This window comes from Rhizobium sp. PP-F2F-G48 (genome assembly GCF_004342335.1).
In the GTDB taxonomy this organism is placed as follows: Bacteria; Pseudomonadota; Alphaproteobacteria; order Rhizobiales; family Rhizobiaceae; genus Ferranicluibacter.
The window spans coordinates 174645-195439 of the sequence record NZ_SLVH01000007.1; the positions used below are offsets into that span (position 1 = coordinate 174645).

Consider the following 20795-nt stretch of genomic DNA (forward strand, 5'->3'; position numbering starts at 1 on the left):
CGTCTCGGGGCAGAAGCCGGAAGACCCGGCGTCTCTGATAGCGTCGTCATCAGGTCTGGGCAGGGTCGCCGTCGCTCAAGCCTTGGCCTTTTCCGTCTCGATCGTGGCGTCGCTCTGTGCGGCGACAAGGTTGCGCAGGATCGGTGCCGGAGGCGTTGCACCCGACTGCGCGACCCAGGCCAGAAAGGCCGCGATGCGCCGCTCGATCTTGACGCCGTGGTTCTGAGCGATGTCGGCCACGCGATGATCGAGAAACGGGTTGTCGAACCGTTCGAGTGTGACATCGACATAGGCCTTGGCCGCGTCGGCCATGCCCTGTGCGCCAAAGCCCGGCACGACCTCCTGCCGATAGACGGCGAGCAGCCGTTCGCGAATGGCGGCATCCTGCAGGAGGGCCCGGACCGTTTCGTCCGGCGCGCGGCCTTCGCGCAGCCAGATCTCCGCGAGAAAGGTGTGGCCGAGGTTCAGGATGTGCAGTTTCAACCGTTCGAAGGGTTCGAGATCGTCCGTCAGGACGACCGAGGGATGTTGAAACGGCAGCGACAGCCCGGGCTTGGCCTCGATCGCCCAGAGGGCGTAGGGCTCGGCCACCGCGCCAACGGGTTCGATCGGCTCGGAAACGATGCGGTCCACCAAGGTGTTGGCGAAGAGGACGTCGGTCTCGACAAAGGCGCGGAACGCGTCGTCCGCGCCGGCGTCCGTGGCAAGCGAGAGGACCGCCTCTTTCAGCCTGTCGCCGTTGCGGTTCAAGAGCTCGCAGGGCAGCACGGTGAGCGGACCACCCTGGGACCGCCAGCGATGATGCAGCAATGCGGTGAGCTTGCCGACGAAGGATGCGGGCACGAGACCTGACAAAAGCGCCGCGCTGCGATCGCCTGCCGGCACCTCGTATCCGCGGTCGCCCGTATTCGAGACGACGAAGGCCGCGTCCGCGGCGAAAAGCGCTTTCAGCCTTGCCCAATCGGCCTCGGCCGAGAGACCGCCATCGACGGATGTGACCGCGATCCGACGCTCGACCCTTTCGCCGGCTTCGATGCCGCGAATGATGACGGGGTACCCTTCGGGTCGGCCGAAGGCTGCGACGCGACCGGCACGCTCCGGGGCGCCCGACACCTGCACGATGGTGATGGGTCCGATCGCCTGACCGGCCTCCCGCGCCTCGTGAACAAAAAGATCGACATGCGCCTGGAGAAACCGGCTCGTTCCGAACTGGATGATCCGGGTGCTCACGTGCGGCTGTCCGCTGTCGCGACGCCAGGCACGGTGCGCATGATGCTGACGCGGAGCACCAGCCCGATGGTCCCGTCGCTCCGTCTTTTCGTCATGCGCTTGACCCTCCCCGGTCTTCCTTGCATTTTATATGCAAAGAGCAGGGCGGCGCGCAACGTTTTATTGTGTTTGTTTGATGTAATGGACAGGATGGGCTGGTGACGAAACAGGCTGGGAGGCACTGGGGTGAAAGGGAAAGCCGTCTACAAGCGGAGCTACAATGGCTGCCTTTCGATCTGCGAGACCCTTGCGCCCGGCGCCGAAATGCCGTCCGAAAACGAGATTTCGCAGTCTCTCTCGGTCAGCCGCACGACGATCCGGGCGGTCATGGCCGGACTGGAAGCCGCGGGCATCCTCACGCGCCAGGGGTCATCGCGCCGTCTGACGCGTCGTCCCGAACCGAAGGATGCCTTTCCCGATACGCAGACCGTGTCCACCAGCGCCACGGTCGAGCGGCGGTTCCTCGAATGGATCCTGCAAGGCCATATCGGCCCCGGCCATCTGCTAACGGCGGCTGAGCTTGCGCGGCAATTCGGGACGTCGACCACGATCATCCGCGAGCATCTGCCGCATTTCCAGCATTTCGGCCTGATCGAGCGACGGCCAAACAGCGCCTGGCTCTTCAAAGGCGTCACGCCGGCCTTCGCCCACGAGATCTATGACGTGCGCGAAATGTTCGAGCTGCGCGCGGCGCGCAGCTTCATCGCCCTTCCCGATCCGTCGCCGCCCTGGCAGCGCATGCGGACGATCGAGAGGGAACATCGGGCGCTGCTGGCGGACATCGACACGGGCTATGCCCTGTTTCCGGATCTGGACGAGCGCCTTCACCGCACGGTGCACGAAACCGCCGACAATCGCTTCATCAAGGATTTCTACGACATCATCTCGATGCTGTTTCACTACAATGCGCAATGGGACGCCGTGGACGAGAAGCAGCGCGCATTTACGGCGCTGAGCGAACACCTCGCCTATATCGAGGCTCTGCTGCGCCGCGACCTGAAGGCGATCGACCGTGCCTGCCGTCAACATCTGAAGACGGCTCGCTCCAATCTGCTGCGCTCCATCGACCTGCGCCTGAAGAAGCCGCCGTCGCTCTGAAATTTTCCAGTATCGATCACGCGGATGAATCGGACGCCCAGGATCGATTCATAAGTTTGGTTGGACGCTGCAGGGCTGCCGGGCGATTCTTGTGGCATGAGCCAGCACCCCTTTTATCTCTATATCGAGCGCACCCAGCCTGCGAAAAATATGGCCCGGTTCTATGCCCTGTCGATCGAACCATCTCTGTTCGGGAAGACGTCCCTGGTGCGTCGTTGGGGTCGGATCGGGACCACGGGACGCGAGAAGATCCATCTTTTCGAGAACGAGGCAGACGCCGTGACGCTGTTCCTGGCCGTCGCGCGCCAGAAGCGAGATAGAGGCTACAGGCCGAGAGCCGTGAAATCCAATCACGCCGCCGCCGCGTATTGCCTTGCGTGACCGAGATCCAGACCTGGCAATTTCGCAGATTCTCATATGGCCGGAACAAAGGGCGGTACGAGGGCATTGTGAGGTGCCGTTGTAACTGCCTTCTTTTCGGCGCCTGGAGTACGCATGAGCCAGAAAGACGATTGGCATCTGACGGAAATTCTCGATTACGAGCATGGCCGCGGTGACCCGTTTGCCGCAGCTGTCCGCGCGACGCGTATGGCGATGGTCATTACCGATCCCGCGCAGCCCGATAATCCGATCGTCTTCTGCAACGAGGCGTTCCAGCACCTGACCGGTTACAGCCGCGAGGAGATCATCGGCCGGAACTGCCGTTTCCTGCAGGGCGAAGGCACAGACCGGTCCAGCGTCTCCAGGATCCGTGCCGCGATCGATGCCGCGGAAAGCATTCACGTCGATCTGCTGAACTACCGCAAGGACGGCTCGACCTTCTGGAACGCTTTGTTCCTCAGCCCCGTTCGCGGCGAAAGCGGCGATGTCCAATTCTTCTTCGCCTCGCAACTCGATGTGACCGACCGCGTCATGGCGCAGGAGACGATCGCCGCTCAGAAGGCGGCCGTCGATAGCGAGGTGAAGCGCCGGACGGCCGATCTCGAAAAAGCGCTGGAAGCCAAGACTCTGCTGCTTCACGAGGTCGATCATCGCGTCAAGAACAACCTGACGATGATCGGCGCGCTGCTACGGCTGCAGGTCCGCTCGATCGACGATGCGGATATACGCGCAAAGCTCGAGACCATGATGGAGAGGATCGATGCACTGGCCACCGTTCACCGCCGGCTCTACCAGGCGGATGACGTGACGCGCTTCGACGTTGCCGCCTTCGCCGCCAATCTCGCCTCCGACGTGATCGGCGCAAGCGGCCGCAGCAATATCCGCCTGCGATGCGATATCGAGCCGATCGAAGTTCGTTCCGAGCATGCTTCGGCGCTCGGACTGATCCTCAACGAAGTTCTCACCAACGCCATCAAGCATGGGCTGCGGGAGAACAGGGCGGGATCGGTTTCCATCGTCGCGACGCGAGACGGCGAGGAAGCCACCTTGTCGATCGAGGACGACGGCGTCGGTCTGATCATGGATCCGGCGTCCTCAGGCCTCGGCCATGCCTTGATCAAACGCCTGTCGCCGCAAAGCGGCACGACCGTCGCCTGGGACCGCCTGCCGACGGGCACCCGCGTGACCTTGAGAATACCGGAAATGGAGCAGACATCATGACCCCCTCCCCCACACCCTTCAAGGCTTTGCAAGTGCTCATCGTCGAGGATGAACCCCTGCTGGCCATGGATGTGGAGATGATGGTCGAGGAAGCGGGCCACAGCGTCGTCGGCGAGGCCGCATCCCTCTATGAGGTCGAGGCGATGCCGACCGAGCCGGCGCCGGACCTTGCTTTGGTCGATATGCAGCTTGCCCGCGGCACCAACGGGCTCGATGTTTCGCGGCTGATCCAGGACCGCTGGCCGTCTGCCGTTATCGTGTTCGTCACCGCGAACCCGAAGAAAATTCCGGAGGATTTTTCCGGCGCGCATGGCGTCATCGCCAAGCCGTTTTCCCGAAGCGGGTTCATGTCTGCGCTCAACTACCTCGGCGAAGGCATCGCCGATCCGCCACCTGCGTCCAGCCAACCGTCGAGCTTCGTCGCCGCGCCATCGGTGCTCGAAATCTGGTCGGCCCGATCCCAGATGGATGGATAGGTTCGAATGAAGGGAGCGCCATTCAAGCGCTCTCGCAAGAAACGCAGGAGCGGACTTACTCCGTTTGCTGAAGCTGCGTCAGCAGAGCCTGCATTTTCACGACGAGGCCCGACGGTGCGTAATCGACATCTGTGCCGCCGGAGCCTGCCAGCCCCATGCGCAGCAGCTTCGAGCCGAAGCCTTTACGCTCGGGCGGCGTGACCGACGGTCCATTGGTCTCCTGCCACGTCACGTGCAGAGAACGTTCCGGGCCCTTCCCCTCGATAAGCCAATCGATCGCGACGCGGCCATGCTCGTTCGACAATGCACCGTATTTGACCGCATTGGTGCCGAGTTCGTGCAACAGCAAGGCGAGCGAGAGCGCGCCCTTCGGCCCGACGATCGTGCGGGGGCCGCGCAGATCGAACCGTTCCGCCGGGGCCACGCTTTCGAGCGTGGTCGCCATGATCGCCTGGATGGGCGCCGAATCGTGATTGTCGTGCAGCAGGACGTCATGGGCACGGCTGAGCGCATGCAGCCGCTTCTCGAAGGTGCGGACGTGCGCCTGCTCGGTCACCGGTCGCAGGGTCTGTGTTGCGATGGCCTGCACCATGGCGAGCATGTTCTTCAGCCGGTGCGCCATCTCCCGGTTGATCAGTTCCTTCTCCGCCTCGACCACCTTGCGGTCCGAAATGTCCGTCACGGCGACGACGGCGCCCGAAAGTTCGCCCGATAGATCCTTGATCGCCTCGCCCACGATCGAGAGCCAGGTCTTGCTGCCGTCCGGCCGGTGATAGAGCACCTCGGCCTTGGCGCGGTCGCACTCCCGGGCCATGATCCGCGCCAGTGGATAGTGTCGCGGGTCGAAAGGCGAGCCATCATGGTTGGTGGCGACGAAGATGTCGTAGTCCTCGACCGATCGTGCTGCCGTCGCATCGTGACCCAGCAATTGCTGCGACCGTTCATTCTGGAGGATGATGCGACCCGTCGGCGCCTCGGCTAGGAGGACGCCGACCGGCATGGTATCGATGATCGTGGAGAGCTGTCTCTGCTGGTCGCGAAGTTCGGCCTCAAGCTTCAGCCGCTCGGTCACCTCGACGAAGAGAACGACGAAGCGTTCCTGGTCGAGAGGCTGCGCATGCCCTTCGTACCAGCGACCGGTTTCGCCGACCTGCCGCACGAAGACAAGCGGTTCCCCGGATCGGACGACCTCCGCAAACGCCGGAATCCACGCGTCTTCGGCCCCCGCAAAGACGTCCCGAACCGTTCGCCCGACGGCAGAGGACGGTGCGACGCCGACGAGATCGCCCCAGGCTCGGTTGACCTCGACATAGCGCCAGTCGATCACCTCGCCATCGCTGCGGCGGATGAGTTCGCCGAGGATGAACCCTTCCTCCAGCTGCTCGAAGAGCCCGCGCCAATGCGCCTCGCTCTTCTGCAGGCGCTCTTCCGCCTGTTTGCGGGCGGTCACGTCGGAAAAGACGGAGGCGATCTGGTCCGCGCCGATGCGCCGGATGCGGTTCTCGAACCATTTTCCGCCGATTTCGGTGGCCCTGTTCAGGTGCACGATCGGCTCGCCATGTTCGAAAACCGTGCGATAGGCGGGCATCATGTCGTCGAGAACGCCCGGCGCGACCTGCGAGAGCGTCGCCCCGCGCACCGTGTTCGGCGCCATCCCCGTCAGACGCTGGAAGGCCGGATTGACGTCCTCGAAACGGATGTCGACGATATCGCCGGTGGCGTCGCGCACGGCGCTTGCGACGTAATAGCCTTCCTGCATGTCGTGAAAGAGCGAGCGATACATGAGTTCGGAAACGCCGACCTCGATCTGCTTCTCGACGACGTTTGCAAGCGTTTCCAACGCGTGTCGGTCCCGATCCACCCAAACGCGCGGCTTGGTATCGATCGCCGCGAGCGCGCCGATGAGCTGCCCGTCCGGCAGACAGATGGGAACACCGAGATAGGCGACGACGCCGAGATCGGCGATCGCCCTATTGTCGCGAACAAGGTGGTGGATCCGCGCGTCCTCGATCGTCAGAACAGCGTTCGTGCTCACGACATGCTGGCAGAACGAGTGCGTGATCGGTGTCTCGCCCAGCGACGCCCAAGGTTCCGGCAGGCCGCAATGTCCGGCAAAGACCTGCCGTTTCTCGTCGACGATGGAAATGATGGCGACGGGAACGCCGAGGGCGACGCGAACATGCTCGGTCAGATGTCCGAATTGTTCGTTTCCGGCCTTGTCGAGAAGGCCGCTGCGACGGATCGCGGCGATGCGTTGGGCGGCGAGTTCTTCGGCGTTCATCCTGACCTTGTCGACCTTGATACGATCGATCTTCCCGGACCCGCGCCAGAGGGACTATCCAGCGGCTGCGACGTTCGGCTGAGACATACGACCGAATGCCGGTATTTCAAGCATGTTCTGAAGGAAACATGTGTCCGGCCCCGTCGATGGCGACGAAGAACGGCAAAAATGTCGATCTGTGGTGAACCGCTGGTCTTCGCGCGCGGGACCGGATCGTCTGGCGCGGCGCCGCCTAGCCGAGGATGTCCATCGTCCAAGCCTGACGCCCGAGGCGGATCGAGGCGGTTGCGGGTCTCGATATCAGCAGGCCGCCGCAGAGCGAGCCCGTCGTCACGACAGTGCCCTGTCGCAATGTCTCTGCCGGGCGGTGCCCGTCATTGGCATAGGCAACGAGTGCGGCCAGCGGGTCTTTGTCCGGATGCCGGCCCGGCGCATCGAAGAGAGACTGGTCGCCCGCTGTGACCTGCAGATGTTCCGCATCATGGTCTTCATCGAGGACTGCGGCATCGAGTGCCGGTCCGAGACGGTAACCGGCATTGCTCATGAGGTCGGCAACCAGGAAGCCCGTTCGGCCCTGCGGCCCGCCGACATAGCGGCTGCGGACGAACTCGATCCCCATGCGCACGGCCGAGATCGCCTCCCGGATCTCCTGCCGGCTGTAGGACTGCGCCCGCACCGGGAGATCGCGGCCGAGAACGAGCGCGATCTCGACTTCCAGCTTCACCTCGGGTTGATACGGAAAGCTGGCGGTCTCGGTCGCTGACAGAAGCGGTGCGCTCAGCACGCCGCCGTCGCGCAGCGAGAGCTTGCAGCCTTGCGGTGTAATGCCGAGCTGACCAATCACGGCTGACTGGATGGCGTAGGCCTCTGCGAGGTCCGGTTGCGAGATGGCGTCGCCTTCGATCATCCCGTCGTTCCGGATGGCCTCGACCAGAATGTCTGCCAGATCCCTGCCCATGTGCGCCTCGCTTCTCTGTTCTTGATCGTAGCGGTACAATCCCGACGTCAGTTCCGGGATCAGACCTTGCGATCTCTATGGATCGGCTCTGCCACGAAAGGTCCGCCCTGGTAAAGTGCGGCCGGGTCGTCTTTCGCAGGCATGGGGATCGCCGCGTCGAGTTCGGCCCGGAATGTCTCGGCATTGTCCTTCGGACGCCAGCCGAGATAGGCGGCTGCGCTGTTGTCCCACCAGGAGCAATCATTGTTCGAGACGCCCCAGATGATCGGGCAACCGAGCATCGGCGCATGGAAGACCCGGCCGATCAGGGCCTCGAAATCGTCGAACGACATCCAGGTTGCCAGCATCCGATGATTTCTCGGCTTCTCGAAGCAGCTCCCGATGCGGACCAGCGCCGTCTCCTGGCCGAATTTCTCATAATACATCCGCGCCAACGCTTCGCCGAAGCATTTGGAGACGCCATAGAGCCCGTCGGGCCGCATCGGCGATCGGGTGTCGATATGCTCGTCCTGCCGATAGAAACCGATCGTGTGGTTGGAGCTGGCAAACAGAATCCGTGGCTGTCCATGCGCCTGTGCGGCCTCGTAGAGATTATAGAGGCCGGCAATGTTCGCGTTGAGGATCTTGGAGAATGTGTCCTCGACCGAGATGCCGCCGAGATGCAGAATGCCGTCGCAGCCCTCGACCAGCGCCATCACCGCATCGGCATCGCCGAGGTCGCACGGCATCAGTTCCTCGTTCGGCGCCGCATCTCCGAGATCGGCGATGTCCGACAGCCGGACGATGTCCGCCAACTTGCCCAGTCGTTCGCGCATCGCACGGCCGAGGCCACCTGCAGCGCCCGTTACCAGCAGTCGTTTCAACGGCAATTCCTCCTCTGTTGTCAAACTTATCATACAGGTTGCTGGAATCGCGTCAACAGATCGGCTATATCAGTGGCGTCGGATGCACGTATACTGCATCGAATTTCAGTCGGGGACGTGAAGAATGAACAGGACCGGCGCCATGGGAAGCACCCTGACGGCCAAGCTCGGCGAGAGCCTGCGCGCGGCGATCGTCGATGGCCAGTTTCCTCCCGGCACCAAGCTTCCGAGCGAGGCGCAACTGGGGAAATCGCATGGTGTCAGCCGGACCGTGGTGCGTGAGGCGATCGCCAGCCTGCGCGCCGATCGCCTCGTGGACACACGACAGGGTGCCGGCGTCTTCGTGCTGGAGCCTCCGCAGCCGATGATTCCCGCAGCGCTTTCGCTGCAGAATGTCGATCCGGCGCGCGTCTCCTCCATGATCGAGGTTTTGGAACTCCGAACGGCTGTCGAGGTCGAATCAGCCGGTTTGGCGGCACTTCGTCGCTCCCCGCTTCAGGAAGAGGTCATTCTCGAACGCCATTATGCCGTTCGCGCCTGCCTGGAAGCGGGCACGTCGAGTTCGGAGGCCGACTTCGCGCTCCACCTTGCGATCGCCGAGGCGACGAACAATCCCCGCTTCCGCGATTTCCTGTCGATGATCGGCGCCAGCGTCATTCCGCGCGCCGCTTTGCGGACGGGTGAGGAGGAGGTCGACCAGACAGCCTATCTCAAACTGATCGACGAAGAGCATCGCGCCATCGTGTTCGCCATCTCCAATGGCGACGAGGATGCGGCGCGCGAGGCCATGCGGCGCCATCTGCGCGGCAGCCAGACGCGATACCGCTCCCTGCTGCGCGAGAGCCGCAAAGCTGTATGACAGGTTATTGACACCCGTCTGACGAACTTGTAGATCTCGGGGTGCCGGAGGAGGCAAAGAGGATACCCCGATGAACCCGCAAGACGTAAAGCGCGCGCTTGGCGCCGGCCTATTGTCATTTCCCGTGACCCATTTCGATGGAAACGGCGTTTTCCAGGCGGAGAGCTATCGCCGGCATGTCGAATGGCTTGCCGGCTTTCCCGCACCCGTCCTGTTTGCGGCCGGCGGCACGGGCGAGTTCTTCTCGCTCGCCCCCCGTGAAATCCCCGACATCATCCGGGCTGCAAAGGAAGCGGCCGGCAAGACCGCCATCGTGTCCGGCTGCGGCTACGGCACGGAGATCGCGATCGAGATTGCCCGCGGCGCGGAGAAGGCGGGCGCCGACGGCATCCTGCTGCTGCCGCATTATCTGATCGATGCGCCGCAGGAAGGCATCTTCGAGCATGTGCGCCGCGTCTGCCAGTCCGTCGGCATCGGCGTCATGGTCTATAATCGCGACAATTCGGTCATCCAGGTCGAGACGCTGCAAAGGCTTTGCGACGCCTGTCCGAACCTGATCGGCTTCAAGGATGGAACCGGGGATATCGGCCTCATCCGCCAGGTCTCTGCAACCATGGGCGACCGGCTGACCTATCTCGGCGGCATGCCGACGGCCGAGCTGTTTGCGGAAGCCTATCTTGCGGCCGGTTTCACCACCTATTCCTCGGCCGTCTTCAACTTCGTGCCGAAACTCGCCGTCGAATTCTACGATGCCCTGCGCGGTGGCGATCGCGCACGCTGCGAAACGATCCTGAAGGAATTCTTCTACCCGTTCATGGCGCTGCGCAGCCGCCGGAAGGGCTATGCCGTTTCCGCCGTCAAGGCCGGTGTCCGGTTGCAGGGCTTCGATGCCGGCGCCGTCCGCCCTCCCCTTTCCGACCTGACGGCCGAAGAAGAGGGCATTCTCGACCGGCTGATCGATCCCTGGAGGCGCTGAGGTGAAGATCGCGGCCGTCCACACCCATCTTCTGGAATATCGGCTGCGGACGCCGTTCGAAAGCGCGTCCATGCGGTTCGACCGGCGGGCGCATATTCTGGTCGAGGTGGTCTGCGACAACGGCCTCGTCGGCTGGGGCGAATGCCTCGGCCCCGCCCGGCCGAATGCGGCGGTGATCAAGGCCTATACCCAATGGCTGATCGGCGCCGATCCGCTGGAGACCGAGAAGATCTGGGCGGTGCTCTACAATGCGCTGCGCGATCAGGGCCAGCGCGGGCTGGCCATCACGGCCCTCTCCGGCATCGATATCGCGCTCTGGGACATCAAGGGCAAGCATTTCGGCGTGCCGGTCTCGACCCTGCTCGGCGGTCGTTTCCGCGAGAGCGTCAAGGCCTATGCCACCGGCAGTTTCAAGCGCGACGGCGTCAACCGTCTCGACGATAACGTCGCCGACATCACCCGCTATCAGCGTGAAGGCTTTCACGCGAGCAAGATCAAGATCGGTTTCGGCGTCTCGGAGGATCTCGCGATCGTGCGGGCGGTGCGCGATGCGGTCGGGCCGGATTTCCGGATCATGGTTGATGCCAATCACGGTTACGACGCGCTGGATGCTGTCCGCTTCGGCAATGCGGCGGCCGAGCTGGATATCGACTGGTTCGAGGAGCCGGTCGTGCCGGAGCAGCTTGCGGCCTACCGCGAGGTGCGCCATCGCCAGCCGATCCCCGTTGCCGGCGGCGAGACCTGGCACAGCCGCTGGGGCATGCGCGAACCGATCGAGACCCGCGCGGTCGATATCCTCCAGCCCGATCTCGCCGGCACGGGCGGTTTTACCGAAGCCCGGCGCATTGCGGATCTCGCAGCGCTTCATGGCGTCCGCGTCGTGCCACATGTCTGGGGCACGGCCGTGCACATCGCCGCCGCCCTCCAGTTCATGGCGGCGATGGTGCCGAGCCCGGTTCGCGTCAACCCGATCGAACCGATCCTCGAGTTCGACCGCACGGAAAATCCCTTCCGGCAGGCGGTGGTCAAGACGCCGATCGATCATGTCGGCGGCGTGGTCGCCATCCCGGATGGCCCCGGCCTCGGCATCGAGATCGATCGCGATGCGCTCGCCGAATACCGCATGCCCGACGCCGGAAAGGACATCTAATGCTCGTCAGACCCCTCTCAGGAGCAAAACCGGCGTTCGCGTTTCCCGCCGGTGCGGTCGATGCGCAGATGCACATGTACCTGCCGGGGTATCCCGCGCAGCCGGGCGGACCGGACCTTCCCGCAGGCAGTCTTCCCAATGCCGATCAGTACCGCGCCTTCATGGCCTGGCTCGGCATCGACCGCGTCATCATCACGCAGGGCAATGCCCACCAGCGCGACAATGGCAATCTCCTTGCTTGTCTCGATGAAATGGGGGACGTCGCGCGCGGCGTTGCCGTCATCGACGAGACGACCAGCGAGAGCGAGCTCGACCGGCTCTCGGCCGCCGGCGTCGTCGGCGTCCGCATCATGGATCTTCCGGGCGGCGCCGTCGGTCTCGACGCGCTGGAAGCGGTGGACGCGAAGGCGGCGAGCCGCGGCTGGATGCTGGCCGTCCAGTTCGATGGCAACCGCATCCTCGACCATGCCCCGCGCCTGCAGGCGTTGAAATCGCGCTGGGTGTTCGATCACCACGGCAAGTTTTTTGCCGGCGCCACGCCCGATGGCCCCGAGATCACGGCCCTGCGGCAGCTGCTGGATGGCGGCCGATGCTGGTTCAAATTTGCAGGCGTCTACGAATCCTCCCGCTCCGGCGGTCCGGATTACGCCGACGTAGCCGCGTTCTCGAAGGTTCTGGCGGCCCATGCACCCGAACGCATCGTCTGGGGAAGCAACTGGCCGCACAATCTGGCGAAGACGCAGGATACCTATCCCGATGACGTCGCCCTGGCGAACACGGTTCTCGGCTGGATCAGCGACGAAGCCGCCCTTCGTCAGGCGCTGGTCGACAATCCCGAAGAACTCTTCGGCCTTCCCGCATGGCAGGGCAGCCGAACGTAGGATCGATCGTCCGTTCGGCAGTGGAGTGCCGGACGATTCTTTAAAAAAGTGGAGGAGAACACATGAACATCGCAGGCAAGTTGATCATGGCGCTGGGCATCGCCCTCGCCGCATCGACCGCACAGGCGCAGGAAATCACCCTGCGCTCGGCGGACATCCATCCGGATGGCTATCCGACCGTCGAGGCGGTCAAATATATGGGCCAGCTGGTCTCTGAACGGTCCAATGGCCGCATCAAGATCGAGGTATCCAACAATGCCGTTCTCGGCAACGAGAAGGACACGATCGAGCAGACCCGTTTCGGCGTCATCGACTTGAACCGCGTTAACGCAGCGCCGTTCAACAACCTGGTGCCGGAAACCACGGTGCTCGGCCTGCCCTTCCTGTTCCGCTCCACCGAGCATATGCACCACACGGTCGATGGACCGATCGGCGAGGAAGTGCTCAAGGCCTTCGAGCCGCACGGTCTCGTCGGTCTGGCCTTCTACGACAGCGGCGCCCGCTCCTTCTACACGACGAAGAAGCCGATCGAGAAACTGGACGATCTCAAGGGCATGAAGATCCGCGTCCAGCAGTCCGACCTCTGGATCGCCATGATGCAGGCCTTCGGTGCCAACCCGACGCCGATGCCGATGGGCGAAGTCTACTCGTCGCTGGAAACCGGCGTCGTGGATGGTGCCGAGAACAACTGGCCGTCCTACGAGTCCGCACGCCACTACGAAGTTGCCAAGAACTACACGCTGACCGAACATTCCCTCAATCCCGAAATCCTGGTCATGTCCAAGATCTCCTGGGACAAGCTGACGCCCGAGGACCAGACGCTGTTGCGCCAAGCCGCGAAAGACTCCGTCGGCAAGATGCGGGAACTCTGGACGGCGCGTGAAAAGGCATCCGAGGAAAAGGTCCGCGCGGCCGGCAACAACATCATCAAGGTCGACAAGAAGCCCTTCGCCGATGCGATGAAGCCCGTCTACGACCGCTTCGTCACCGATCCCGCCATGAAGGACCTGCTCGAGCGCGTCCAGGCCGTTCAATAACATCCGCTAGCGACAGGCCCCGTCTCGGGGCCTGTCGTCGCACGTGCCGGCGCGGGCATTTCACCGGCTCAATGGGAGGACTCTGCAATGCGGCATTTCATGTCGTCTGTGCGGCCGATTCTGGCCGCGCTCAACCGGACGGCGCTCTATCTCGCCGGTCTCGGTATCATCGTGATGACGTTGATCATCGGCTGGCAGGTTTTCGGACGCTATGTCCTGAACGACACGCCGAGCTGGTCGGAGCCGCTGTCGCTGCACCTCATGTCGTGGTTCATTCTCCTCGGAGCCGCCGTCGGCGTGCGCGAAAGCGTGCATCTCGGTCTGGATCTCGTGCACCACATGGTGTCGCCCGCCATCCAGAAAGTGATGGACCAGATCAGTCTCGGCCTGATCACCCTCTTTGGCATCGCCATGGCCTATTATGCGATCCTTCTGGCCGCCGGTACATGGAGCGCCCGCATTCCGGTTCTCGGCTGGCCGGGCGGGGTCGATTTCTTTCCCATGATCGTCGGCGGCGTGCTGATCGCCTTGTTTGCGGCGGAACGCTTCGTCGATGTCTCGCTCGGCCAGGAAGTCACCGACGTCGTCGTGCTGACGGAGGTTGCATAATGGCTTACACAATCCTTTTCGGCACCTTCGTCGTTTTGATGTTCATCGGCATGCCGATCGCCTTCTGCCTCGGCATCGCCTCGGTCGCCACGGTGCTCTACATGGGCCTGCCGCCCATCGTCGTGTTCCAGCAGATGAATTCCGGCATGAACGTTTTTGCCATGATGGCGATCCCGTTCTTCATCTTTGCCGGCGACCTCATGGTGCGCGGCGGCATCGCCAACCGGCTGATCCGCTTTGCCGCAGGCCTCGTCGGCCACCTCAAGGGCGGTCTCGGCCAGGTCAACATCGTGGCCTCGACCCTCTTCGGCGGCATCTCCGGATCGGCCGTCGCCGATGCCTCGGCGGTCGGCGGACTGATGATCCCGCAGATGGCCGCACGCGGCTATGACCGCGGCTACGCGGTCAACGTCACGGTGAACGCCGCGATCATCGCCCTGATGATCCCGCCCTCGCACAACATGATCCTCTATTCGATCGCTGCTGGCGGTAACGTCTCGGTCGCCGATCTCTTCACCGCCGGCATCATTCCGGGCATGCTGCTCGCCGGTGCCCTGATGATCACCGCCTATATCGTCGCCCGCCGCCGCGGCTACCCTTCGGAGCCCTTCCCCGGCTTCTCGAGGCTCGGCTATTACCTGCTCGCGTCCTTCCCCGGCCTGCTCCTGATCGGCATCATCTTCGGCGGCGTGCGCTCCGGCGTCTTCACGGCGACGGAAAGCTCGTGCATCGCGGTGCTCTATGCCTTCCTCGTCGCCACCCTCGTCTATCGCGAACTCGACTGGGCCGGCTTCATCGAGGCGGTGCTCGGTGCGGCGCGCACCACCTCCATGGTGCTGCTCGTCATCGGCACGGCGGCGGCCTTCGGCTGGCTGATGGCCTTCCTGCAGGTCCAGACCCTGATGATTGGCGCGATCAGCGCGATTTCCGACAATCCGATCATCGTCCTCCTGGTCATCAACATCATCCTGCTGTTGCTCGGGACCTTCATGGATATGGCGCCGATGGTGATCATCGCGACGCCCGTTCTCCTGCCCGTCGTCAAGGCGTTCGGCGTCGATCCGGTGCATTTCGGCGTGGTGATGATCCTCAATGCCGGGATCGGCCTGAACACGCCGCCGGTGGGGACCGTGCTCTTCGTCGGCTGCGCCGTCGGCGGCATTTCGATCCGGGAAGCGATGAAGACGATCTGGCCGTTCTTCGGTGCCAGCGTCGCGGTTCTGCTGCTGGTCACGTACATTCCTGCCCTCTCGCTCTGGCTGCCGGCTGTGTTCCGGTAAGCGTTTCACGCGGACAGCATTGCAACGAACGCCCTGCATCGCACCGATGCGGGGCGTTTTCGTGTTGGCATCTGCAAGCCCGGTCGCTGGCGAGCAAAGTGCGGAGCCAAAATTTCGGGAACCCCAGAAACGGAAAAAGCCTGCTGCGGGAGGAGGTGCAGCAGGCTTTTCCGAATATACCGAACACGGGCTGGGAGGAGGAGAGCCGGTGTTCGAACAGACGTCCCTGGGAGGAGGACGGGATCGTCTGAGGAACGAAGCTTTGCGGGAGGAGGTGCATCGCTTCGTTGGTGCCGAGTATACGGATCTCTGCCGGACTTCCCAGAGACGTCTTTGCAGTGCAGCCATGCGGTAGAAGCAGGTCTGAAACCAATCTTGTGGGTCAGGCGCGAAAACGGTCGAAGGCCGTCAGCCGGCGCATCGGCGGTTCCGCCTCCGCATAGCGATAGATCTCGTTGCGCAGGAAACGCAGTTCCTCATCGACGGCCTCTTCGGCAATCTCGATCCACCAGGACTTCGGTCGTCCGTCGCTGCCATCCGCCCAGCGATAGCCCCGCGCCTTCAGGTGGTCCTTCATATCGAAGGGGCTATGTTCGGCATAGATCCGGACACGGCTGACCTGGCTCGCCTGATGCAACTCGCAAAAGGCCGTGGGCACGCCATCGACAGCACGGTCGAGGACTTCGAGAAGCGCAAAGCAATCGTCCACCGCCCTATGGCCTTCGTGGAAGAACCCGGCCTGGCCGATGAGATAGCCGAGCTTGCTGCCCTCATAGCCGCGGGCCGACCAGCCGACCTCCGCATTCGAGCAAGCCCAGGCCTTGCGGCCGAAGAGCGGATGGAAGGTCTCGCAGAAGGGGCGATCGAAGGCGGCGTTGTGCGCGATGATCAGATCTGCGGGCGCGATCATCGCTTCCAGAGCGGGGATATCGATCTCCTGCCCGGCAACCATCTCGTCGGTGATGCCGGTGAGACGGGTAATCTCGGGCGGAATGGCGGCGAGAGGCTGCCGAAGACCGCCGAAAACGCCGGAGACGTCGCCGATCGCGCCGGCCTCGTTGTAGGTGAAGGCGATCGCACCGATCTCGATAATTTCGTTGCGGCGATGATCGAGGCCCGTCGTCTCCGTGTCGAGGATGACGCCGCGCAGCGGGAAGCCGGGACGAAGCACGCTTGCGACGGCGCGCGGCTCCAGCTTGCGCAGGACCCTATAGCGCCCGGTCCCCGTCAGGTGCTCGACGAGGTTGGCCTCGGCGACCGGGCCTGTCGGAACCGCGGCCGGCCTCGCGCGCCGCGTTGCCGGTCGTGTCGTTTCGTGCGCCTCATGCGCAAACATGTCGAACTGCACTGCCATTGCCTGCCTCATCTGCCGATCGACTGGGGCGAAGACACCCGCTTATTCTTTGAGTCTATGCGGACTCGCAGAGACCATTATAACGTCACGAAAGACTCACGTCAGGAGGAAGCCCTTGGAAACCACTGAAATCGGCAGCCGCAGCGATTTTGCGCTCTGGGCGATCCAGCGCGCGCAGGAGATCGTCACCAGCGAGGGTGCTGCCTTCGCCATTGCCGCGCGCGACATGAACGAGGAGGCTCTGGCGGCAACCGCCGCAGCGCTGGGCACGGCCATTTCCGAAGCGATGCTCGAAGTGTTCGACGGTCTGATCGGCGATTGACGAAGCCGAACCGCACCTATCGGTAAGTTTCCATCGATTTCAGTCGGATACGCCCTTCCCTTCACAGGGAACCGCTATATCTCCCTAACAAGCGTCCAGGAGGCATTTCCCGGAGGCCTTTTATGTAAGGAGTTGGGGTTATGGGAAGTTCTGCACTGATCAGCATTTTGATCACGTTTCTCGTCGTCGTTCTGGTTCTCTATCTCGTCGCGCGCCTGCCGATCGATGGTCGTGCCAAGCAGATCGTCCAGATCATCGTCATCATCATCGGCATCATTTCGCTGCTGAAATATCTCGCTGTATTCTAGGCGACGGACGATCGACAGGATCAGACAGGCTCGGCGTCTCGCCGGGCCTGTTTTCGTTGGTGCTAGTCGAATTTTTCCTGAGCGTCCGCCTTTCCCATCACCCAGTAACCGGCGGCCCTCAGCCAGCCCTGCGGCAGGCCGCGCCGCTCGACCTCGCCTCGCAGGGCCCGTGTGACGGACGCTTCCGCGGCGATCCAGACGAAGGTATCCGGTTCGATCGTGATCGTCTCCAGCAGATCAAGCAGCGGAGCCGGATCGTTCGCGGCCGACAAAGGTCGGAAAGCCCAGAGATCCCGGAGCGATGCCTGGGTCTCAAAGGACTGCTTTTCCCGAGGGTTTGCCACGGCCACGAGGCTTGTAATCACGTAATCGCCTGCCGCTTCCTCGATCCGCCGACCGATCGCCGGCAGGGCCGTCTCGTCGCCGATCAGCAGCCAACGCTTGACCTCGGGAGAGATGACGGCGGAACCGCGCGGTCCGCCGATCCGAAGCGCGTCACCGACCCTGGCGTTGACGGCCCACCGCGTCGCCGGTCCGGCATCGTGAACCGCGAAGTCGATGTCAAGACGACCCGTCTCCGCATCAAAACGCCGGGGCGTATAGTCGCGGCGCTCTTCGCGGTCAGCCTCTGCGGAAAAGATGATCTTCACATGATCGTCGGGAGACAGGCTCGAAAACCCCGCGATTTCGTCGCCCGCCAGCGTGATCCGCAACATGGCAGGCGTGACGTGCGCGATAGCGACCACGGAGAGAGTCCGGCGCGCCAGCACATGGCGGACGCGGTCGATCTGCGGTGGCGGGCTGTGGTTTACGGTGGGAGTAAGCGTCATGAGCGAGTGTCCTTTCAGAACCGACGTCAGGCTGTTGCGACTGCGAATAAGGCAGGTATGTTTGACATTCCGATATATCGTGATATATCCACGATATGACAGATAATCAACAGACGTCCTCTTCTGAAACAAACACCCCGTCGTCTCTCACGCTTCGCGCCGAGACGCAGGGATCCGCAACAGCATCGCCCGGCGAAACATCTCATGATGAGAAACAGGAACATCGGGGCAAGCACGAACGGCACGGGCATGGGCATGGGCACGGGCACGGGCACGGGCACGGTCGGGGTCATGGCCATCATCGCGATCACGGGCACCACGGCGATCCCGCGGGCCACGGCGAGCGTCACGGCAGGCATGGCCCTGATGGCGAACGACGCAGCGGGCGGCATCGTCTGTTCGACTACGGCGAATTCCGTCTCCTGCTTCTCGCGATGATCGCGGACCGCCCGAGCCATGGCTACGAGCTGATCAAGGCCGTCGAGGAGAGATCCGGCGGCAGCTATGTCCCGAGCCCGGGTGTCGCCTATCCGACCCTCGCCTGGCTCGACGATATGGGCTATGCGGTGATCGAACCGGAAGAGAAGGGTCGTAAGCTCTACCGGATCACGCCTGACGGTCAGGCATTTCTCACCGAGAACCGCGAGCTGGCGGATATTCTGCTGTCCCGGCTATCGCCATCGGCCCGCGGTCATGTTCCGCCGCCGGTCCTGCGCGCCATGGAAAACGTCAAATTTGCGCTTCGCCTCCGCCTGAAGCAGGAGACGGTCGATGCCACGACGATCGAGGCGATTGCCGTCGCGCTCGATGCGGCTGCCAAGGCGATCGAGCGGAGCTGATCCCATATCGAAAACCGGCCTCGGAGTGAGGCCGGTTTCTTGTGTTTGTGCGCTGACCGATGCGGATCAGTCGTCATAGACCGGGAGCTGGGCCGCAGCGGCCGCATCGATGTCCACGACGAGGCGCAGGCCATCCTGCTTTACCTTGGTAATATCGACCACACGATGCTCCCGCCCGAGATTGGCAGAGCGTTCGAAATCGATGGCGACGCCGGTCGGCGTCGAAGCGTCGGTTCCCACGACGTCCTCGATCTCGCCGATCTTCTCGCCGGCTGCGTTATAGACGTTCATGCTTTCCAGATCGTCTGCCGTGACGTTGAAGCCCGGAACCATCGTCTTTCCCGAAATATCGACCAGAGCGGTTGCCTGCGCTTGTGCAAAGGATGTGCCGGCACCGGCGAGAAGAGCAAGGGTCGCTGTCGCGATGAGGGTGTTGAGCTTTGTCATGGTGACTCCGTCCTGTCTGATGATGATGCTGGCCACGAAAGATGCAGCCTGCAGGTCAAGGAAGGCGCGAGGCATCCGATAGGTTCCCGCCGACGCCTCGATCACTGATCACAAAGGCGCGTGTGGCGATCACGATGACGATCACGATGTTTTCGGTCTTGCCGTTTCCGTCGCCGCTTCGGATGTGTCGTGGCTCGCGTTGCACCATGTCGCACCTCCACTAATCATGAGGCGGGCCGTCCGGAGGCGACATCAGGACGAGAGAGCGTCGCCGGACAGGGTTTCGAGGTGCACCCGCCGGCCATCCGGGCCGAAAAGATGCAGCCGCTCGGGCGGAAAGCCGACCGTCAGGCTCGCGCCCGGCGTCAGCAGCGCCCGGTCGCTGCTGAAGATCTTGAACGGCAATCCGTGGACCGTAAGATGCAGGATAATGCCGAGGCCGGTCGGTTCCACCAGTTCGACCGTCGCCGCCACGCCGCCGGCAGGCGGGCGGATGGTGACATGCTCGGGACGGATGCCGAGCGTGACGGAGGTTCTCTCCGGCATATCCACGCGCTGACCGAGGGAGATCGTGGTGCCGTTCATGAGGCGGACGAGGCTGGTCCCGGTCTCGGAGACGATGCTGCCCTCCAGCATGTTCATGCCCGGCGAGCCGATGAAGCCTGCGACGAACAGATTGGCCGGGCGATCGTAAAGCTCGAGCGGCGCACCGATCTGCTGCACCTCGCCGGCGTTCATGGCGACGATGCGCGAGGCGAGCGTCATGGCTTCGATCTGGTCATGGGTGACATAGACGGAGGTCGCGCCGAATTCGGCATGCATGCGCTTGATTTCCGCGCGCATCTGTTCGCGCAGGCGCGCATCCAGATTGGAGAGCGGCTCGTCGAACAGAAAGGCCTTCGGCTGACGGACGATGGCGCGGCCCATCGCGACGCGCTGGCGCTGCCCGCCGGAAAGCGCCTTGGGACGGCGTCCGAGATAGGGATCGAGGCCGAGCTTGGCCGAAGCCGCGGCCACGGCCGCCGCGATCTTCTCCTTGGGCGTGCGGCGCAGGCGCAGGCTGTAGCTCATATTGTCGGCGACGGTCATATGCGGGTAGAGCGCATAGGACTGGAACACCATGGCGATGTCGCGGTCCTTCGGCTTGAGGTCGTTGACCTCGCGTCCGTCGATCGACATGGTCCCGGAGGAGATCGACTCCAGGCCCGCGATCATCCGCAGCAGGGTCGACTTGCCGCAGCCGGAAGGGCCGACGAGGACGATGAATTCGCCGTCTTCGATCGACAGATCGACGCCGTGGAGAACCGGGTGGTCTCCATAGGTCTTGACGATATCGCGCATTTCGATGGAGGCCAT

General features: G+C 63.2%; 24 protein-coding genes. 15 read left to right on the forward strand and 9 right to left on the reverse strand.

From position 1 onward, the window contains the following. Positions 1-75 precede the first annotated feature (75 nt). Positions 76-1230, reverse strand: a complete 1155-nt coding sequence (locus C8J36_RS16810; RefSeq protein ID WP_132536565.1) for a mannitol dehydrogenase family protein — start codon at positions 1228-1230, stop codon at positions 76-78. Between the two features lie 225 nt (positions 1231-1455). On the opposite strand from C8J36_RS16810, the gene C8J36_RS16815 reads away from it, so the two are divergent. The 4 genes from C8J36_RS16815 to C8J36_RS16830 all read left to right on the forward strand — a co-directional run bounded on the left by C8J36_RS16815 (position 1456) and on the right by C8J36_RS16830 (position 4445). Further along, positions 1456-2367, forward strand: coding sequence for a GntR family transcriptional regulator (locus tag C8J36_RS16815; RefSeq protein ID WP_132536566.1), 912 nt, complete (start codon positions 1456-1458; stop codon positions 2365-2367). Between the two features lie 96 nt (positions 2368-2463). Further along, complete coding sequence (locus C8J36_RS16820) at positions 2464-2748, forward strand: WGR domain-containing protein (protein WP_132536567.1); 285 nt, start codon at positions 2464-2466, stop codon at positions 2746-2748. A 114-nt stretch (positions 2749-2862) separates the two neighbouring features. Then, a complete protein-coding gene (locus C8J36_RS16825) occupies positions 2863-3969 on the forward strand; it encodes a PAS domain-containing protein (RefSeq protein WP_132536568.1) in 1107 nt (368 codons plus the stop codon). Beyond that, complete coding sequence (locus C8J36_RS16830; RefSeq protein WP_062596162.1) at positions 3966-4445, forward strand: response regulator; 480 nt, start codon at positions 3966-3968, stop codon at positions 4443-4445. The genes C8J36_RS16825 and C8J36_RS16830 overlap by 4 nt, the downstream gene beginning before the upstream one ends. Positions 4446-4500: 55 nt before the next feature. Here C8J36_RS16830 and C8J36_RS16835 read toward each other — a convergent pair whose 3' ends face one another. From C8J36_RS16835 to C8J36_RS16845, 3 genes are all read right to left on the reverse strand, one after another. Next, positions 4501-6726 (reverse strand): PAS domain S-box protein, encoded by a 2226-nt coding sequence (locus tag C8J36_RS16835; RefSeq protein WP_132536569.1) that lies wholly within the window; start codon positions 6724-6726, stop codon positions 4501-4503. Positions 6727-6958: 232 nt separating this feature from the next. Further along, complete coding sequence (locus C8J36_RS16840) at positions 6959-7684, reverse strand: hypothetical protein (RefSeq protein ID WP_132536570.1); 726 nt, start codon at positions 7682-7684, stop codon at positions 6959-6961. A 59-nt stretch (positions 7685-7743) separates the two neighbouring features. Then, positions 7744-8547: an NAD(P)-dependent oxidoreductase gene (locus C8J36_RS16845; protein ID WP_132536571.1), complete on the reverse strand. Its 804-nt coding sequence runs from the start codon at positions 8545-8547 to the stop codon at positions 7744-7746. A 124-nt stretch (positions 8548-8671) separates the two neighbouring features. On the opposite strand from C8J36_RS16845, the gene C8J36_RS16850 reads away from it, so the two are divergent. The 7 genes from C8J36_RS16850 to C8J36_RS16880 all read left to right on the forward strand — a co-directional run bounded on the left by C8J36_RS16850 (position 8672) and on the right by C8J36_RS16880 (position 15339). Continuing rightward, positions 8672-9406 carry a FadR/GntR family transcriptional regulator gene (locus C8J36_RS16850; protein WP_132536572.1) on the forward strand — a complete coding sequence of 245 codons (735 nt, stop codon included), beginning with the start codon at positions 8672-8674 and terminating at the stop codon, positions 9404-9406. 70 nt (positions 9407-9476) lie between these two features. Continuing rightward, positions 9477-10382, forward strand: coding sequence for a 5-dehydro-4-deoxyglucarate dehydratase (gene kdgD, locus C8J36_RS16855; RefSeq protein ID WP_132536573.1), 906 nt, complete (start codon positions 9477-9479; stop codon positions 10380-10382). Between the two features lies 1 nt (position 10383). After that, a complete protein-coding gene (locus C8J36_RS16860; protein WP_132536574.1) occupies positions 10384-11532 on the forward strand; it encodes a mandelate racemase/muconate lactonizing enzyme family protein in 1149 nt (382 codons plus the stop codon). Next, on the forward strand, positions 11532-12413 hold the full coding sequence (locus C8J36_RS16865) for an amidohydrolase family protein (protein ID WP_132536575.1): 882 nt from the start codon (positions 11532-11534) through the stop codon (positions 12411-12413). The genes C8J36_RS16860 and C8J36_RS16865 overlap by 1 nt, the downstream gene beginning before the upstream one ends. Positions 12414-12475: 62 nt before the next feature. Next, positions 12476-13450, forward strand: a complete 975-nt coding sequence (locus tag C8J36_RS16870) for a TRAP transporter substrate-binding protein (RefSeq protein WP_132536576.1) — start codon at positions 12476-12478, stop codon at positions 13448-13450. A gap of 87 nt (positions 13451-13537) precedes the next feature. Continuing rightward, complete coding sequence (locus C8J36_RS16875; RefSeq protein ID WP_062596171.1) at positions 13538-14059, forward strand: TRAP transporter small permease; 522 nt, start codon at positions 13538-13540, stop codon at positions 14057-14059. Then, positions 14059-15339, forward strand: coding sequence for a TRAP transporter large permease (locus C8J36_RS16880; RefSeq protein WP_062596172.1), 1281 nt, complete (start codon positions 14059-14061; stop codon positions 15337-15339). Before C8J36_RS16875 ends, C8J36_RS16880 begins: the two co-directional genes overlap by 1 nt. Before the next feature lie 382 nt (positions 15340-15721). Here C8J36_RS16880 and C8J36_RS16885 read toward each other — a convergent pair whose 3' ends face one another. After that, positions 15722-16693, reverse strand: coding sequence for a 3'-5' exonuclease (locus C8J36_RS16885; protein ID WP_062596173.1), 972 nt, complete (start codon positions 16691-16693; stop codon positions 15722-15724). Positions 16694-16808: 115 nt separating this feature from the next. Here C8J36_RS16885 and C8J36_RS16890 point away from each other — a divergent pair, with 115 nt between their 5' ends. Beyond that, the gene (locus C8J36_RS16890; RefSeq protein WP_062596174.1) at positions 16809-17015 is read left to right on the forward strand and encodes a hypothetical protein; all 207 of its coding nucleotides are present in this window, start codon (positions 16809-16811) and stop codon (positions 17013-17015) included. 140 nt (positions 17016-17155) lie between these two features. Further along, entirely contained in the window at positions 17156-17323 is a 168-nt protein-coding gene (locus C8J36_RS16895) for a Thivi_2564 family membrane protein (protein ID WP_092936807.1), read from the forward strand. A 62-nt stretch (positions 17324-17385) separates the two neighbouring features. On the opposite strand, the gene C8J36_RS16900 is transcribed toward C8J36_RS16895, so the two are convergent. Next, on the reverse strand, positions 17386-18153 hold the full coding sequence (locus C8J36_RS16900) for a siderophore-interacting protein (RefSeq protein ID WP_132536577.1): 768 nt from the start codon (positions 18151-18153) through the stop codon (positions 17386-17388). A gap of 204 nt (positions 18154-18357) precedes the next feature. Here C8J36_RS16900 and C8J36_RS25175 point away from each other — a divergent pair, with 204 nt between their 5' ends. Together C8J36_RS25175 and C8J36_RS25180 are read left to right on the forward strand one after the other, a co-directional pair. Continuing rightward, positions 18358-18591 (forward strand): hypothetical protein, encoded by a 234-nt coding sequence (locus tag C8J36_RS25175; RefSeq protein ID WP_207897537.1) that lies wholly within the window; start codon positions 18358-18360, stop codon positions 18589-18591. Beyond that, the gene (locus tag C8J36_RS25180; protein ID WP_207897539.1) at positions 18588-18992 is read left to right on the forward strand and encodes a PadR family transcriptional regulator; all 405 of its coding nucleotides are present in this window, start codon (positions 18588-18590) and stop codon (positions 18990-18992) included. The genes C8J36_RS25175 and C8J36_RS25180 overlap by 4 nt, the downstream gene beginning before the upstream one ends. Positions 18993-19058: 66 nt before the next feature. Here the strand turns inward: C8J36_RS25180 and C8J36_RS16910 are convergent, their stop codons facing one another. The 3 genes from C8J36_RS16910 to ugpC are packed head-to-tail and all read right to left on the reverse strand — an operon-like array spanning position 19059 to position 20795. Continuing rightward, complete coding sequence (locus tag C8J36_RS16910) at positions 19059-19439, reverse strand: PRC-barrel domain-containing protein (RefSeq protein ID WP_165915087.1); 381 nt, start codon at positions 19437-19439, stop codon at positions 19059-19061. Positions 19440-19494: 55 nt separating this feature from the next. Further along, complete coding sequence (locus tag C8J36_RS24995) at positions 19495-19647, reverse strand: hypothetical protein (RefSeq protein WP_165915088.1); 153 nt, start codon at positions 19645-19647, stop codon at positions 19495-19497. Between the two features lie 44 nt (positions 19648-19691). Continuing rightward, on the reverse strand, positions 19692-20795 hold the full coding sequence (gene ugpC, locus C8J36_RS16915) for a sn-glycerol-3-phosphate ABC transporter ATP-binding protein UgpC (RefSeq protein WP_132536580.1): 1104 nt from the start codon (positions 20793-20795) through the stop codon (positions 19692-19694).